This is a genomic window from Campylobacter sp. BCW_6465 (assembly GCF_001762815.1).
GTDB classification, from domain to species: domain Bacteria; phylum Campylobacterota; class Campylobacteria; order Campylobacterales; family Campylobacteraceae; genus Campylobacter_D; species Campylobacter_D jejuni.
In genome coordinates, this window is record NZ_MJXN01000052.1 from 1 (window position 1) to 16,017 (window position 16,017).

The following is a 16,017-nucleotide window of genomic DNA, read 5'->3' on the forward strand; positions in this document are numbered from 1 at the left end:
TCTTTGGTAATATCACAAAAGATAATACTTAGTTTGATTAGTTTACTCTCCTACTTGTTAAAAATTTCATCCTGATAATTTAAAATTATTAGGATGGATGTTGTTATATTTTTTTATTTTTGTTTTATTATTTAATTTTATAAAAATATAATTATCTTTTTATGCAACTTATAAGATAATATTAGATTTTAATGTAACTATCAAGGAAAAATATGTTTGATAAAATTCATTATTATTATTTTAATGCTAATTATGAAAAATGTTTAAACTTGAGTGAGCAATTTTTAAAAGAAAGTCCAAAATTTGCTTTAGAATTTGCTACGCTTTCTTCTTATAAACTTTCTCTTTTTCAAAAAGCTTTATATTATGCTCAAGAGCTTTTTTCTTTAAATCCTACAAGTTTTAATGGTCTTATGCTTGCTAAAAGCTATATTGAAAATTTAAGACTTGATGAAGCCTTGAATTTATTACAAACACTTTTAACTCGCAAAGATGATTTAGAGGATGAACTTAAGTTAGAATTGGCTTTTATTTATAAACTGAGCAACAAACTAGAAGAATCTGAACAAATTTTCAAAGAATTGCTTTCTAAAGATATGTATAATCTTAATCTATGGAAAAATTATGCAGAAATTTATTTTAAACATGATTTTACTAAGGCATTAAATGCACATGAACACTTGTGTCATTTTATGCAAGATTTGATTGATAAACTGCAAAAAGGAATCATTGCTGAACAAACCAATCTTAATTTAGTCAAACTCGAAGATAGGCTTCACAGTAAAACCAAAGAAAACCTTACTATTTCTAAAATAGAAGATTTTTTAACTCATCAAATTTTACCCCAAAAAGCATACTTACTTTTTAAGCTTTTTAGAATATCTGATTCTTTAGAACTTTTTCAATCACTACAAGAAACCAATCAACACCATGCACAGTTTTGGCAAAACTATGCTAAGGTCTTAGAATTTAACTCAAACTATCAAGAAGCTTATCATGCTTATAAAAAATGTCTTAGTTTGGATTCTCATGCAACCTATCAATTTGATTTGGCTTATCTTTTGATGCGTATGGGAGTGGATGATAATTTTGAAGAGGGTAAGAAGTATTATGAAAGTAGATTGTTTTATGCTCATAATGAAACTTTTTCTACTTATCATTATAATGAAAGCATAAAAGCTTTTAATAAATTTGGCATTGATGCTTTTAAAAATAAAGAAGTTTTAGTATTTTGCGAGCAAGGCTTTGGCGATACTATAATGTATGCAAGATGCTTAGAAAAACTTTGCAAAATCGCTTCAAAGGTTTTATTTGCTCCTCAAAGTGCCATGTATGAAATGTTTAAAAATCAAATCAAATTTTTAAATCAAAATGATGATATTTTTAAAAATGTAAAGGTTTTAAAAAATCTACCTACAAATTTTGATTATGCTATTCCTATTTGTTCTTTGCCTTTTTTTATTGATATTAAGCTTGATGAGATTTCACGATTAAAAACACCTATATTGCCACAGAAAAAACCGCATAATAAAAGAAAAAAACTTGGTATTTTTTATGCTACTCCTAATGCTGAAAATTCTGATTTATTAAGAAATGTAAAATTTGAATTTTTATTTGATATATTAAAAGACTTAGATTATGAAATCATTTCTTTTCAAATGCAATTAAAAGAAGAATTGCCTAAGGTAATAGAAGATAGAAGCAAGCTTATAAAAAATTGGAATGATACTCTAAATTATTTATATGATATTGACTGTATGCTTAGTATTGATAGTGCTATAGCGCATTTAAGCTTAGCTATGGATATTCCTACTATAGTTCTTTTACATCCTAGATTTGATTGGCGTTGGGGAAAATTTGAAAATCCTAAAAGTTATTTTTGGCCAAAAGCAAAATGTTTTATCATAAAAGAACAAGAAGAAACAAAAAGGAATTTGCAAAAACTGATTAAAGATATTTTAAACTAAAGCTTAGTTTAAGAGCTTTAGGTGGAAAATTTGGTTTTTGATTTGCAAAAATTAAAAAATTGATTTTTAAACTAATCAAGGTATAATTTTAAAGTTAAAAATAAGGAATAACTATGCTCTATGTTTATATTAAAACTCAAAATGCTTTAGTTCAAAGAATCAACTTTAATCTCGATAGTCAAGAACTACCACAAAATATTTTATGGATTGATTTACTTCATCCAAGTGCAGCGGAAATTGCTTTTATATCAAGTGAATTTAATCTTGAGTTTCCTACAAAAGAAGAAAGAGAAGAAATAGAACTTAGTGCAAAATATTGGGAAGACAATGCGACAATAACCATCAATGCTCATTTTTTAGTAAGAGATCTTAAAAGCGATGAAGAAGATAGGAATTTAATCAAACTTCGCACAGAAATTGTTACTTTTGCTACAGCTAAAAATATCTTATTTACTATAAGATATAACGAATTTAGCACTTTTGAAGAAATTCAAGCAAGGATTTTAGCTAGTCCGAAGAATTTTGAAGATGGTTTTGATATTATTGATAAAATGTTTGAAGTGCGCGTTGAAAAAGATGCGGATTTACTAGAATGGATAGATAAAGAAGCAAGACGCTTAAGAACAAGTGTTTTAGAAAAAAAAGATGAATATAGTTATGATGAAATGCTAAAGGATATTTCAAGCTTACAAGAGCTTAATATGCGTGTAAGAGATTCTTTATTTGATAAACGTCGTGCTATGACTTCTTTACTAAAAAGCGATAAAATCGATAAAGATATAAAACAAAATCTCACTATAGTTTTAAAAGACTTAAATTCTTTGGTTGAATTTAGTGTTTCGCAACTTAATATCTTAGACAATATTCAAACCATTTTAGCTAGCCAAATCAACATAGAACAAAACAAAATCATTAAAATTTTTACCGTTGCAACTGTTGCCATGATGCCTCCTACTTTAATAGGAACTATTTATGGTATGAATTTTAAATTCATGCCAGAACTTGAACTTCACTATGCTTATCCCATAGTGCTTGGCGTGATGGTAATTTCTATCATTTTACCTTTGGTTGTTTTCAAGAAAAAAGGATGGTTATAAAAATTTATTAAGGAGGAACAATGGATACGATAAACATAGGAATTTTAACCCTAAGCGATAGAGCAAGTAGTGGTATATACGAAGATAAAGCTACTGCTGAAATTGAAAGAGTGTTAAATTCATATATAAAAAATGATATTATTTATCATAAAGAATTAATCCCTGATGATTATGATTTGATCATTAAAAAATTACTTTATCTAGCAGATGAAAAAAAATGCGATTTGATTGTTACAAGCGGAGGTACAGGTCCAGCACTTCGTGATGTAACCCCAGAAGCCACGGAAGCCGTGTGTGATAAAATGATGCCAGGTTTTGGAGAGCTTATGCGCTTAGAAAGTTTAAAATATGTCCCAACAGCCATACTTTCAAGACAGAGCGCAGGAATTCGCAATAAATCTTTTATCATTAATTTACCAGGAAATCCTAAAGCTATAAAAGAATGTCTAGAGCCTGTTTTTCCAGCTATACCTTATTGTATTGATTTAATAGAAGGTGCTTATATAGAAGCAAATGATGAAGTTATTAAGGTTTTTCGCCCTAAGAAAAAATGTCAAAATTAAAATTTATTAGCTCTGATAAGTCTGCTTAATTGTCTAGCAAGCAGACTTGCCGAAGCTTCATCTTTGCTTATCTTTTGCACTTTATTTTTAAACTTACAAAGTCTGTCATCTAAAATCACATTATTGATTGGAATTTTAGGCTTTTCTTTTTGCTTTTGTGAAATCTTTTTCTTAAAAAACATTCTTTAATCCTTTTTTATAAATATACATCAACTTAGTTGAAAAGAATATTATTTTAGATTTTAAGCTATTAACTTTATTTCATTATTTTAAGCTAAAATTCGCAAAAACTAATCAAGGAAAAATAATGACTTTAATTGCAATTTTATGTCTTTACACAGCACTTTTATCTTGGATTTCCTATACTCAAATTCGTTTCTTAGAAAGAGAAAAAGACAAACAAGCTCAAATTTTAAGCGAAAAAGACTATCAAAATGCAGCAGACATTGCCATCGAAAATGAAAAATTTAAACTATTTTCCAATTTTTATAATTTAATCATCAATATTGCATGGATAGGTTTTGGATTTTTATATCTTAAAGAATTACTTATCTCAAATAACACTCGTTTTGAAAATACTTTATTTTTATTATCTTTTTTAATAATCACAAGTATTTTAAATCTACCTTTAAGTATTTATGAAAGTTTTATCAAAGATAAAGCCCATGGTTTTTCAAATATGACTGTAAAACTTTTTATCAAAGACACTGTAAAAAGTCTTATTTTAACTTTAATATTTGGATTTTTAATCCTTTATGCTTTGCTTTTTTGCTATGATTTTTTTGGAACTTTTTGGTGGATTGTGGCCTTTATTTTTGCCTTTTGTATTATAGTGATTATAAATCTTATTTACCCTACCTTGATAGCACCTATTTTTAATAAAATGGAAAAACTAAACGATGAAAATTTGCTGAAAAAAATCAGCTCTTTAATGAAACAATGTGGGTTTAATGCAAATGGGGTTTATGTTATTGATGCAAGCAAAAGAGATAAACGTTTAAATGCTTATTTTGGTGGACTTTTTAAAAGCAAAAGAGTGGTTCTTTTTGATACATTATTAAAAGCTTTAAATGAAAGAGAACTTTTAGCTGTTTTAGGACATGAGCTTGGACATTTTGTTCATAAGGATGTTATCAAAGCTTTATTTAACGGTGCTATAACTATGTTTTTACTTTTTTTTGTTTTTGCAAATTTACCTGAATTTGTTTACTTAGAAAGTCATCTAGAAGGAGTAAATGGCGGTGTATTTGCTCTTTTATTTATCTTTGCAAATATTTTTAGCTTTTTAATCTCTCCTATACTTAATGCCTTAAGTAGAAAAAATGAATTTGCAGCTGATCAACACGGAGCTAAAGTTACAAGCAAAGAAGATATGAAAAATGCGTTGATAGCTCTAGCAAGAGAAAATAAAGCTTTTATCAAAACAAGTAAAATATATACATTTTTTTATCTCAGTCATCCAAGTATTAGCGATAGAATCAAGGCTCTTTCTTGACTATAAAAAATGCTCTTATAGAAGCTAAATCTAGCTTAAAAGGTTATGAAAATGAAGCAGTATTTATACTCTGTGAATATCTAAAAAAAGATAAAGCTTGGTTATTTTTAAACCAAGATATAGAAATAGATCACAAACCTTATTTTGAGCTTATAAGACGTTTTAAATCTGGAGAACCTTTTGAATATATATTTGAAAAAGTGGATTTTTGGGGCTTAGAATTTAAGATAAAAAAAGGCGTTCTAATCCCTCGTTATGATAGTGAAATTTTACTTTTTCAAATTTTAAATTTATGCAAAAAAAATACTTTTAATAAGATTTTAGAAATAGGATTTGGAAGCGGAATTTTAAGCATTGTTTTAGCCAAAGAACTTGGGTTAAAAATCACAGCCTGTGATATCAATCCTAAAGCCTTAGAATTAGCTTTAGAGAATGCCAAATTACACAAAGTCGATCACTTGATTGACTTTAAACTTTGTAATTTTAAGCAAATTAAAGAAAATTATGATTTTATTTTTTCAAATCCACCTTATATTAAAAATTCATATCCTATAGATATTTGGGTACAAAAAGAACCCAAAGAAGCTTTATTTGGCGGAGAAAAAGGATATGAAATTTTAGAAGAAATCATACATTTTTCCCTCGATAAAAAAGTTAAATTTTTAGCTTGCGAATTTGGCTATGATCAAAAAAAAATTTTGGAAAAAATTTTATATCAAAATAATTTCATTGTTGATTTTTTCAAAGATGAACAAGGTTATAATCGTGCTTTTATAGCTAAATTTACAAATATGCGTTATGATAAAAAATAAAAGGAGAAACTTTTGAAAGCTGTTAATTTATTTTTACTTGCCTCCATCATAGGGGTTGAACTCATACTAGGAATAGTTGTTGCACCAACAATTTTTTTTCCTCAGAATCTTATAGGGGAAGGAGTGTTGAGCCATTTTCAAAGTGGCTTAATGATGACGCAAATTTTTATTAAAATGGGATATTTACTGATTTTTGTTTCAGTGGTTAATTTTTTATATGAAATTTATTCTCTTATAAAAGATGAAATAAAATTTCAAATAAAATTTTCAAAATTTATACTGAGTTTGCTTATTTTGATTTTAAGCTTAATATTTGTTTTTTATTTTACTAATACCATAATTGAACTCCAAAACTTAGGAGAAAACGCTACAAAAACTCAAGAATTTATCAGTATCCATAATGCAAGTGAAGTGGTGATTAAAATCATCTTGATAATGCAAGTTTTTTTATATTTCTTAAGCTTTAAAATAGCAAAAAAATGATAAAATATAAATAAATCTGAAAGAGAAGGAGTAGGCCATGATGATCTCTGAAGCAACTATGATGCAACAAAATTATTATTTAAATAATGCACAAAAAGCTAGCGATAAAGCTTTAGAAAATATTGCAGCTGTTCGCGCAATAAGTGGAGTTGATAGTGCTAATTTAGCTATTGCTGATTCTTTAAGATCTCAATCAAGCACTATAGATCAAGGTGTCGCAAATGCTTATGATGCTATAGGGGTTTTACAAATTGCAGATGCTAGCCTTACCAATATCTCTCAAAGCGCAGATAGACTTAATGAACTTTCAGTAAAAATGAACAATGCTGCACTTAATGATTCTCAAAAAGGAATGCTAAGAACAGAAGCAACACGCATACAAGAATCCATCAATGATTCTTTTAATAATGCAACTTATAATGGAAAAAATGTCTTTCAAACTATGAATTTTGTAGTAGGTAGCGGAACTGAAACTACAAATTTAAATCCATTAGCAACAGGTGGATTAAACATAGATAATCAAGATAGTATTACAAATTTTATGGATCAACTTGGAAGTTTAAGAAGTGAAATAGGCTCAGGTATCAATGCCATCACATCAAATATTAATGCAAGTGTTCAAAATAGCATCAACTCAAAAGCAGCTGAAAATAATTTACTAAATAATGATATGGCAAAAAATGTTAATGATTTTAATGCCAATTATCTAAAAGAAAATGCTGCTGCTTTTATTGCTGCGCAATCCAACATGCAGCTTCAAAGCAAAATTGCTAATTTACTACAATAATATAAGCCCTAAATAGGGCTTATTTCTTTATCAAAATGACTTTAGAGCAAATTTTAGAAAAAACCAAAAACGTTCGTCTTGTAGCCGCAAGCAAGTATGTCGATGCAAGTATAATTGAAAAGCTTTTTGATCAAGGTATAGTAGAATTTGGAGAAAATCAAGTCCAAGCTCTAGCACAAAAAAAAGAAAATCTTGATGAAAAAAAACTAGACATAAAGTGGCATTTTATAGGAATGCTACAAAGCAACAAAATTAATCTCTTAATCAAACAAAAACCTATATTATGGCACTCTTGCAATGGTATTAAAATAGCTAAAGCTATGGACAAAAGACTTGATTATAAATTAAATACTTTATTAGAAATCAATAGTGCAAATGAAAATAGCAAAAGCGGTCTAGATCCAAATCAAGCTGTAGAAGAATATTTACAAATACAAGAAGAATGCTCTAATCTAAATCTTTGTGGCGTAATGAGCATAGGATCACACAGCCAAGATAAAGAAAGTATTATCAAAAGCTTTGAAACTACATTTAAAATTTATGAAATTCTTCAAAAACATGGGGCTAAAATTTGCTCTATGGGGATGAGTAATGATTTTGAAATTGCTATAAAATGCGGATCCAACTTAGTAAGACTTGGAAGCATTTTATTTAAAAATCTTAAGTAAGAACAATCTTACTTAAGCATATTTATTAGAAATTTCCTCTACTATACTATCAGAGATAATAAAATCTGTATGATAAAGCAAGCAAGATCCCGCGCTAATAACTTTTAAAACAAGTTTTTTATTATTTTTTTCATTAGGATTATGTGCATTTCTAGCAATTTCATGAATTTCATAGATTAATTCTCTATTTAATCTTGTCAAATCTAGCTCTATGATATTTTTTTCAAATTCCTTAGGTTCTGCGGTAAAATGATTTTCTTCTTTATTTTTGAAATCTTTTTTTGCTCCAAATTTTTTTATAGCTTTAATCTCGCCATCTTCAAGACTTTGTAAATCTTTAATTGCTTTTAAAAAAAAGCTAGGCTTCTCCCCTCCCTCAGCTTTAAATCCCAATACAAAACCATAGGCATTATTTTTTAAATTTTCATCTTTGATGATGTTTTCTATTTCTTCTACATTGCTTTCAAATACAGTAGCATCAAACGAAGAATAATAATCCAAAATTTCAATTCTACCATAACGCTTATTATTTTTACTCATCATGGATTTGAAATCTTCAATTTTACCTATACTTAAAATTTCTCCATTGTTTTTTAAACTTTCAAAATCTAAACTTTTAACATAATCTATGGCATTAATTTGTTCATAAAATCGATCTAAAGGATGGCCTGAAACATAAATTCCTAAAATTTCTTTTTCATATCCTAATTTTTCCATCACTTCAAATTCTTCATTTTTGGGAGTAAAATTTACTTGAACACCTGAAGTTAATTCCTCTTCACCAAAAAGAGAACTTGCAGCATTTTTTCTTACTTCAGCCATTTTACGCGATGCTTCGCTAAGATTTTCCATATTATCAAACAAAGCTTTTCTAGTAAAACCAAACTCATCAAAAGCCCCTGCCTTAATAAGACTTTCTAATGTTCTACGGTTTATTTTGGTAGGATCTATCTTACCTAAGAAATCATTAATATCCTTAAATTCTCCATCTTGTCTTGCTTCAAGTAAATTTTCAACTGCAGGAATACCCACACTTTTTATAGCCCCAAGTCCGTATATAATAGCATCCTTGCCATCTTGCTCTAAAGCACTAAATTCACGGATCGCTTTGTTAATCGATGGAGGTAAAAGTTTAATATTCATTTTTTTCATCTCATCAATATAAACAGCAATTTTATCCACATTGTTTTCTTCGCTTGTTAAAAGCGCTGCCATAAATTCACTAGGATAATAAGTTTTTAAATAAGCTGTTTGAAAAGTAATCAACGCATAAGCCGCAGAGTGAGATTTATTAAAACCATATCCTGCAAATTTTACGATAAGCTCCCATAAATCCTCAGCTTTTGCTCTATCATATCCTTGTTTTTCTGCTCCATCTGCAAAATCAGTCTTAAGCTTTTTCATCTTTTCAGGATCTTTTTTACCCATAGCACGACGCACTACATCAGCACCTCCTAAAGAAAAGCCACCTATAATTTGAACAATTTGCATAACCTGTTCTTGATAAACGATAACCCCATAAGTAGGCTCTAAAACCTTTTCTAAACTGTCAAAAGGATATTCTATACTTTTTAAACCATGCTTTCTGTCGATAAAATCATCAAGCATTCCTGATTCCATAGGGCCTGGACGATAAAGCGCAAGAACCGCAATGATATCTTCAAAACGCTCTGGTTTTAAGCGTGCATTTAAGCTTTGCATACCGTCTGATTCGATTTGAAAAATCCCTAAAGTATTTCCACTTTGTATGGTTTTATAAACTTTGCTATCATTTACATCTATAGTTTCCCAAATAATGTCTTTATTATAACGCTTTTTAATAAGCTTGATTGCATTATTGATTACTGTTAAGGTTTTAAGACCTAAAAAGTCAAATTTTATCAAATCCACATCTTCTAAATGATCTTTAGAATACTGCGTTACCAAATGTCTTTCATCATTTTTACTTTGTCTAAAAAGCGGAGTTTTCTTCCATAAACTTTCATTAGAAATTACAACACCCGCTGCGTGCATACCCGCATTGCGATTTAATCCTTCTAAAGCTCTTGCATATTCCCAAACTTCAGGACCTTTAGGATGACGATCAATAAATTCTTTGATTTTAGGTTCTTTTTCATAAGCAGCATCAAGAGTGATTTTAAGCTCTTCAGGCACAAGTTTAGCAAGCTCATCAGCATCTTGAATACTCATATCACAAACTCTAGCCACATCACGAATCACCCCTTTAGCTAAAAGCTTACCAAAGGTAATAACCTGTGCAACCTTATCTGCTCCATATTTATCAATCACATAATCAATCACTTCAGCACGTCTGTCTTGACAAAAATCCACATCAATATCAGGCATGCTCACACGCTCAGGATTTAAAAAACGCTCAAAAAGTAAACTATAAGGAATAGGATCTAAATCCGTAATCCTCAAACAATAAGAAACCAAACTTCCTGCAGCTGATCCTCTTCCAGGACCTACTGGAATGCCTTTATCTTTAGCCACTTTAATAAAATCATGAACAATAAGCATATAACCTGAAAATTTCATATTTTTAATGATATTAATTTCTACCTCAAGTCTTTGTTTGTATTCTTTATGCTTGCTTTCATCGATAAATTTTAATCTCTCTTCAAGTCCCTTTTTACAAAGCTCTTCAAAAACTATGTCATCATTATCAAAGCTAAATTCTTTTGTTTCTTCAGGCAAGGTAATATTATGATCTTTAGCATATTCTCTTGTAAATTTGAAATTCGGTGGAGTGGGATTGCCAAGATTAAGCTCTAAATTACATTTTTGCGCGATTTCTTGTGTATTTTCTATAGCTTCTGGAATATCTGCAAAAAGCTCACTCATTTGCTCAGGGCTTTTAACATAAAATTCATGCACACTATGACGCATTCTATCAGGGTCATTAAGTTTTTTTCCCATAGCTATACACATAAAAACCTCATGGGCAGCCGCTCTTTCTTTAAAAGTATAATGCGTATCATTTGTAGCAATGATTTTTATATTTAATTCTTTAGAAAGTCTGATAATATCATCATCTATCATTCTTTGATCACCTATACCATGACGCATGATTTCAAAATAAAAATCATCTTTAAAAACTTTTTTATACCATAATGCTGCTTCTTTTGCTGCTTCATAGCCTTTTGCACCAAAACGCACATTTCTTTCACTATAAGTATTTAAGTGCCAATTTACTTCACCTTGCAAGCAAGCAGAAGAACAAATAAGACCTTCGCTATATTTTTCTAAAAGCTTTTTATTGATACGCGGATAATAATACAAACCTTTAATATAACTTTGAGAACTTAAATACATTAAATTTTGATATCCGATCTCATTTTTTGCATACAAACAAAGGTGAAAACGCTGACGAGAACTTTTATCATCTAATTCATCGTGATTATGTAAATACGCTTCCATACCAATGATAGGTTTTAAACCTTGTGCTTTCATTGTTTGATAAAAATCAATTGCCCCAAACATATTTCCATGATCTGTCATAGCAACACTTGTAGCACCCTGCTCTTTTAAAGTCAAAGCTAATTCTTTAAGCTTATTAGCTCCATCAAGCAAAGAATATTCTGTATGTAAATGCAAGTGTGTAAATTGACTCATTTTCTTCCTTTAGTTTTTTAAGGCTTATTTTAATTTTGATAAAAATTATAAATTTTTCTCGCTGAATTTGAAAGAAATTGACCCTAAATTTCAACTTAAATTTTACAAAAAAGGCAAAAATTCAGCCAAAATAAACTATAATAAAAATTTAAGATTTTAATCTTAAATAAAATAAACTTTTCAAAGGATGAAATGATGAAAGTAAAAATTGCTTATTGCAATCTTTGAAATTATCGCCCACAAGCTGCAAGGGTTGCAGAAGAACTACAAAGCGATTTCAAAGATGTTGAAGTAGAATTTGAAATTGGCGACAGAGGTGATTTTATCGTTGAAGTAGACGGAAAAGTTATCTTCTCTAAAACACAACTTATTAATTGCGAAAGTGAAAGATTTCCATATCAAAATGAAATTAATCAATTAATAAAAAATAGAGTGTAATCAAACACTCTATCATAATATTTTCTCATATTCCTTGCCAATATATATGTTTTGCTCATACTCGATAATAGGACGCTTAATACAGCTTGGATTTTCTAATACAATTTTCTCAAGTTCTTTTTCATTTAAACTTTTAACTTTTTCTTTGTTTAAACCAAGTTTTTTAGAAGTTAATCCAGCAGTATTGATAAGATCTTCAAAAGATTTTTGTTTTAACCATGTGTATAAAATATCTTGATTAATCTTTTTAATATCCATAAAATCAAATACAACACCTTTTTGTGTTAAAGCATCCATAGCTTTCTTTACAGAATTACAATTTTTAATACCATAAAGTTTCATTTTCTAGCCTTTTTTACTAAATCTGCAATTAAAAAAGCAAGCTCTAATGCTTGATCCGCATTAAGCCTTGGATCGCATTGAGTCTCATAACGATCTTCTAAGCTTTGAGCAGTAACATTGCTTGCACCACCTGTGCATTCTGTTACATCTTTTCCGGTCATTTCAAGATGCACTCCACCTGGATAAATCCCTTCGCTTATTGCAATCTCAAAAAAAGATCCCACTTCTTGCATGATTTTATCAAACTCACGTGTTTTAAAATTACCTGCTTTTACTGTATTTCCATGCATAGGATCTATGCTGTATACTAAATTTAAACCTTCACTTTTAAGTTTGGAGAAAATTTTTGGCAAATTATTGATAATTTTATCTGCACCCATGCGGATAATAATATTTAATCTTCCTTCTTCATTATTTGGATTTAAAACATTTGCTAAAGCTATGATATCATCAACACTTGCACTAGGTCCTATTTTAACCCCTAAAGGATTTTTTACTCCTCTTAAAAAATGTACATGGGCTTCATCAAGCGCCCTTGTTCTTTCACCTATCCAAAGCATGTGAGCTGAACAATCGTAAATTTCTCCACTTAAACTATCCACTCTAGTTAAAGCTTCTTCATAAGGCAAAAGTAAAGCTTCATGTGAAGTATAAACACTAACTTCTCTTAGACTTGGGGTATTACTTGTATTAATCCCACAAGCTTCCATAAAAGCTAAAGCTTGTGAAATTTTTTCACTGATATTAGTATATTGCTTATGGAGTTCACTCTTTTTTAAAAAGCCCAAATTCCAACGATGTACTTCATGCAAATCTGCTAAACCACCCTTAGCAAATCCGCGCAACAAATTTAGCGTTGTTGCACTTTGATAATAAGCTTCAAGCATTCTACGTGGATCAGGAATGCGTGCTTGTTCGCTAAATTCAAAACCATTAATAATATCACCACGATAACTAGGAAGACTTATACCATTTAACTCTTCAAAATCACTACTTCTTGGCTTGGCAAACTGCCCTGCAATACGACCAATTTTTACAACAGGACATCCACCGGCAAATGTAAGCACTATAGCCATTTGAAGTAAAATTTTAAACATATCACGGATATTTACAGCGCCAAAATTTTCAAAGCTTTCAGCACAATCTCCACCTTGAAGTAAAAAAGCTTCTTTTTTACAAACTCTTGCTAAAGACTTTTGAAGATTTCTCACTTCTCCAGCAAAAACCAAAGGAGGAAGTTTCTCAAGTCTTGCTAAAACTCTATTCATTTCCTCTTGATCTGGATAGATAGGTTGCTGTTTTATGGGATAGTTTTTCCAAGAATTCTTAGTCCACATGGTTTTTTCTTTCGTTTTATTGATCAGCTTCCTCTATAAGTTGAATAACCAAAAGGAGAAAGGGTTATTGGAACATGATAATGTTTTTGATCTTTAGAAAGCTCAAAACTTACCTCTACAAAAGGATAAAAAGTATTTATTTTGTGTGATGTGTAATAGTCTTTTGTAAAAAATTTAAGCTTATAAATTCCAAAAGCCCTATTTTCAGCTTTTTCATATGGTAATAAATCCCCTATTCTACCATTTTCTTCGGTAAATTCTTCACTTACTTTTTTCCACTGTTGATTTGCTTCCAACTTATAAAGCTCAACTTTTACTTTAGGAGCGGGTTGTCCAGAAGTAATATCCAAGACATGAGTGCTTAATTGATATTCAGTAGCACTCAAAAACATTGGCACGCTTGCTAATATTAATAAAGTTTTTTTAATAGAAAACATTTTCTCTCCTTATATAATATTTACAAGGAATATTATATAAGAGCATTATTAATAATTAAAATCAAATAATAAAAATTATAAATTAATTATAATTATTTAATTGTTAGACTTATAATAAAAAATAATTATAAATTATTTTTTAAGCTCTTTAATACGTGCTGCTTTACCGCGTCTGTCTCTTAAGTAGAATAATCTTGCACGGCGTACACGACCACGACGCAAAACAATAATACTTTCCAAACTCTCACTATAAATAGGAAAAATTCTCTCAACGCCAACATTATTAGCACCCATTTTACGTACGATAAAAGTTTCGCTTACGCCATTACCTCTTCTAGCAATACAAATACCCTCAAAATTTTGGATTCTTGTTTTATCTCCTTCTTTGATACGAATTGCAAGCTTTAAAGTATCACCAGCACGAAAATCTGGAACATTTTTACCTTCAATTTGTTTTGCTTCAAATTGTTCTATATATTTATTTTTCATAAAAATCCCTTATTTTTTGCGTTCATGCTCTAAAAATAAATCTGGACGAAAAAATTTCGTTTTGCAAGACGCCAAAGTAGTTTTTAAACTTGCAATTCTAGCGTGATTACCCTTTAAAAACTCTGAAGGAGTATAAAATTTTTGATTTTTTTTCTCAAAAATAAAAGGTTTTGAAAAAGCAGGTGCTTCGAGTAAATTATTTTCAAAGCTTTCTTCTTCCAAACTTTCCATATTCCCTAAAACCCCGTTAACATTTCTTAAAATCGCATCACACATTACAAGCGCAGGTAATTCTCCTCCTGTTAAAATAAAATCCCCTATGCTAAAAACTTCATTCCCAAAAATTTCAAGCACTCTTTCATCTATACCTTCATAGCGCCCACATACAAAAACTATGTGTTCTTTTTTACTTAAGCGTTTGGCGTCTTTTTGATTAAAAGTTTTACCACTTGGATTTAAAAAAATAAAATAGGGATTTTCTTTTTTTTCTTGAATACTTTTTAACACCTCATACATAGGTTCAGCTTGCATCAAAAGTCCAGCTCCACCACCTATTTTATAATCATCGACTTTATGATAAGAATTTTTAGAAAAATCTCTTGGGTTATAAAAATTAAGTTTGAAAAGTTTTTTTTCTTTTGCTCTTGCAAGTATAGAATCCTGAAAGTAAAATTCCATAAGATTAGGGAATAAAGAAACGAAACTAAATTTCATGAATTTTCTAAAATTAAAAAAGCATCTTGCGTGCAAAAAATCTGTCGTTTTTCTATATCTATATTTTTAACAAATTTATCTAGATACGGAATAAAAAATATTTTAGAATATTTTTTATTCACCCATTTTTCATCACTTTGAATTTCAAATAAATAAGAAGCTCCAGTTTCCAAGATATCAACAACTTTACCTAATCTTTTATCTTCTTCAAAAACTTCACACTCTAAAATATCAAAATAAAAAAACTCATCTTTTTTTAATTTACAAGTTTGTCTGCTTTTCTCGATACTCTGAAAAAGAATAAGATTGGTTAATTCTTTAGCTTTTTCTATATCTTCATAATTCTCAAATAAAACAGTAGAATTGCTTGCATTATAATGCTTAATCTTTAATATTTCTTTGGTATTTTTTATAAAAAAGGTAGCATCTTTTTTAAATTGAGAAGAAAAGTCGCTCAGGTTATGCAATTTTACATAACCCTTAAGACCCACAGTTTTACCAAGTTTTGCAACTTGAACAAAATCTTTTTCACTCAAGTGCTTTTACCGTTACCCTATAAGAACTTGCATCCTTGCTCTTATAAGCAGAGATTACGGTTTTTATAGCATTGATCATTTTTCCATTTTTACCTATAAGCTTACCTGTATCAACCTTATGTGCAAAAAGAACAATCTCAAAAAAATTTTCACTTAATTCAATTTTTTGAGTGTTAATCTGTTCAGGATAATCTGCAATTAATTTTGCGTATTCCCTAAGAAAATTCTCTACCATGA

18 protein-coding genes are annotated in these 16,017 nt (G+C 29.4%); 9 read left to right on the plus strand and 9 right to left on the minus strand.

The window, feature by feature from the left end:
• Positions 1–212: 212 nt before the first annotated feature.
• From AJ886_RS03400 to mog, 3 genes are all read left to right on the plus strand, one after another.
• Positions 213–1,967, plus strand: a complete 1,755-nt coding sequence (locus tag AJ886_RS03400; protein WP_070287131.1) for a hypothetical protein — start codon at positions 213–215, stop codon at positions 1,965–1,967.
• Between the two features lie 113 nt (positions 1,968–2,080).
• The gene (gene corA, locus AJ886_RS03405; RefSeq protein WP_070276184.1) at positions 2,081–3,064 is read left to right on the plus strand and encodes a magnesium/cobalt transporter CorA; all 984 of its coding nucleotides are present in this window, start codon (positions 2,081–2,083) and stop codon (positions 3,062–3,064) included.
• A 20-nt stretch (positions 3,065–3,084) separates the two neighbouring features.
• Positions 3,085–3,627, plus strand: a complete 543-nt coding sequence (mog, locus tag AJ886_RS03410) for a molybdopterin adenylyltransferase (protein WP_002842823.1) — start codon at positions 3,085–3,087, stop codon at positions 3,625–3,627.
• Here mog and AJ886_RS03415 read toward each other — a convergent pair.
• Complete coding sequence (locus tag AJ886_RS03415; protein WP_044778932.1) at positions 3,624–3,809, minus strand: hypothetical protein; 186 nt, start codon at positions 3,807–3,809, stop codon at positions 3,624–3,626. The genes mog and AJ886_RS03415 overlap by 4 nt on opposite strands.
• A 125-nt stretch (positions 3,810–3,934) precedes the next feature.
• On the opposite strand from AJ886_RS03415, the gene AJ886_RS03420 reads away from it, so the two are divergent.
• Genes AJ886_RS03420 through AJ886_RS03440 form a run of 5 tightly spaced genes read left to right on the plus strand, consistent with a single transcriptional unit; the run spans position 3,935 to position 7,872 of the window.
• Positions 3,935–5,122 carry a M48 family metallopeptidase gene (locus AJ886_RS03420; RefSeq protein WP_004305587.1) on the plus strand — a complete coding sequence of 396 codons (1,188 nt, stop codon included), beginning with the start codon at positions 3,935–3,937 and terminating at the stop codon, positions 5,120–5,122.
• Complete coding sequence (locus AJ886_RS03425) at positions 5,119–5,934, plus strand: HemK/PrmC family methyltransferase (RefSeq protein WP_004305586.1); 816 nt, start codon at positions 5,119–5,121, stop codon at positions 5,932–5,934. The genes AJ886_RS03420 and AJ886_RS03425 overlap by 4 nt, the downstream gene beginning before the upstream one ends.
• 12 nt (positions 5,935–5,946) lie before the next feature.
• The gene (locus AJ886_RS03430; protein WP_070287132.1) at positions 5,947–6,417 is read left to right on the plus strand and encodes a DUF4149 domain-containing protein; all 471 of its coding nucleotides are present in this window, start codon (positions 5,947–5,949) and stop codon (positions 6,415–6,417) included.
• A gap of 37 nt (positions 6,418–6,454) precedes the next feature.
• A complete protein-coding gene (gene flaC / locus AJ886_RS03435) occupies positions 6,455–7,204 on the plus strand; it encodes a flagellin C (RefSeq protein ID WP_002871300.1) in 750 nt (249 codons plus the stop codon).
• A 35-nt stretch (positions 7,205–7,239) separates the two neighbouring features.
• Positions 7,240–7,872: a YggS family pyridoxal phosphate-dependent enzyme gene (locus AJ886_RS03440; RefSeq protein ID WP_002871301.1), complete on the plus strand. Its 633-nt coding sequence runs from the start codon at positions 7,240–7,242 to the stop codon at positions 7,870–7,872.
• Positions 7,873–7,884: 12 nt separating this feature from the next.
• Here the strand turns inward: AJ886_RS03440 and dnaE are convergent, their stop codons facing one another.
• Complete coding sequence (dnaE, locus tag AJ886_RS03445; protein WP_004305583.1) at positions 7,885–11,487, minus strand: DNA polymerase III subunit alpha; 3,603 nt, start codon at positions 11,485–11,487, stop codon at positions 7,885–7,887.
• 195 nt (positions 11,488–11,682) lie between these two features.
• Between dnaE and AJ886_RS10180 the strand changes: the two genes are divergently transcribed.
• Positions 11,683–11,925, plus strand: coding sequence for a SelT/SelW/SelH family (seleno)protein (locus AJ886_RS10180; RefSeq protein WP_257841545.1), 243 nt, complete (start codon positions 11,683–11,685; stop codon positions 11,923–11,925).
• 12 nt (positions 11,926–11,937) lie between these two features.
• Here AJ886_RS10180 and AJ886_RS03450 read toward each other — a convergent pair whose 3' ends face one another.
• The 7 genes from AJ886_RS03450 to AJ886_RS03480 form a co-directional block, all read right to left on the minus strand.
• The gene (locus AJ886_RS03450; RefSeq protein WP_002861397.1) at positions 11,938–12,267 is read right to left on the minus strand and encodes an ArsC/Spx/MgsR family protein; all 330 of its coding nucleotides are present in this window, start codon (positions 12,265–12,267) and stop codon (positions 11,938–11,940) included.
• A complete protein-coding gene (locus AJ886_RS03455) occupies positions 12,264–13,604 on the minus strand; it encodes a class II 3-deoxy-7-phosphoheptulonate synthase (protein WP_070274958.1) in 1,341 nt (446 codons plus the stop codon). Before AJ886_RS03455 ends, AJ886_RS03450 begins: the two co-directional genes overlap by 4 nt.
• A gap of 23 nt (positions 13,605–13,627) precedes the next feature.
• On the minus strand, positions 13,628–14,041 hold the full coding sequence (gene uraH / locus AJ886_RS03460; RefSeq protein ID WP_002852246.1) for a hydroxyisourate hydrolase: 414 nt from the start codon (positions 14,039–14,041) through the stop codon (positions 13,628–13,630).
• A gap of 132 nt (positions 14,042–14,173) precedes the next feature.
• Positions 14,174–14,530, minus strand: a complete 357-nt coding sequence (gene rplS / locus AJ886_RS03465) for a 50S ribosomal protein L19 (RefSeq protein ID WP_002861395.1) — start codon at positions 14,528–14,530, stop codon at positions 14,174–14,176.
• A gap of 9 nt (positions 14,531–14,539) precedes the next feature.
• Positions 14,540–15,244, minus strand: a complete 705-nt coding sequence (gene trmD, locus AJ886_RS03470) for a tRNA (guanosine(37)-N1)-methyltransferase TrmD (protein ID WP_053872575.1) — start codon at positions 15,242–15,244, stop codon at positions 14,540–14,542.
• Positions 15,241–15,780, minus strand: a complete 540-nt coding sequence (gene rimM, locus AJ886_RS03475) for a ribosome maturation factor RimM (RefSeq protein WP_053872574.1) — start codon at positions 15,778–15,780, stop codon at positions 15,241–15,243. The genes trmD and rimM overlap by 4 nt, the downstream gene beginning before the upstream one ends.
• A complete protein-coding gene (locus tag AJ886_RS03480; protein WP_002861392.1) occupies positions 15,773–16,015 on the minus strand; it encodes a KH domain-containing protein in 243 nt (80 codons plus the stop codon). Before AJ886_RS03480 ends, rimM begins: the two co-directional genes overlap by 8 nt.
• Positions 16,016–16,017: the final 2 nt, after the last annotated feature.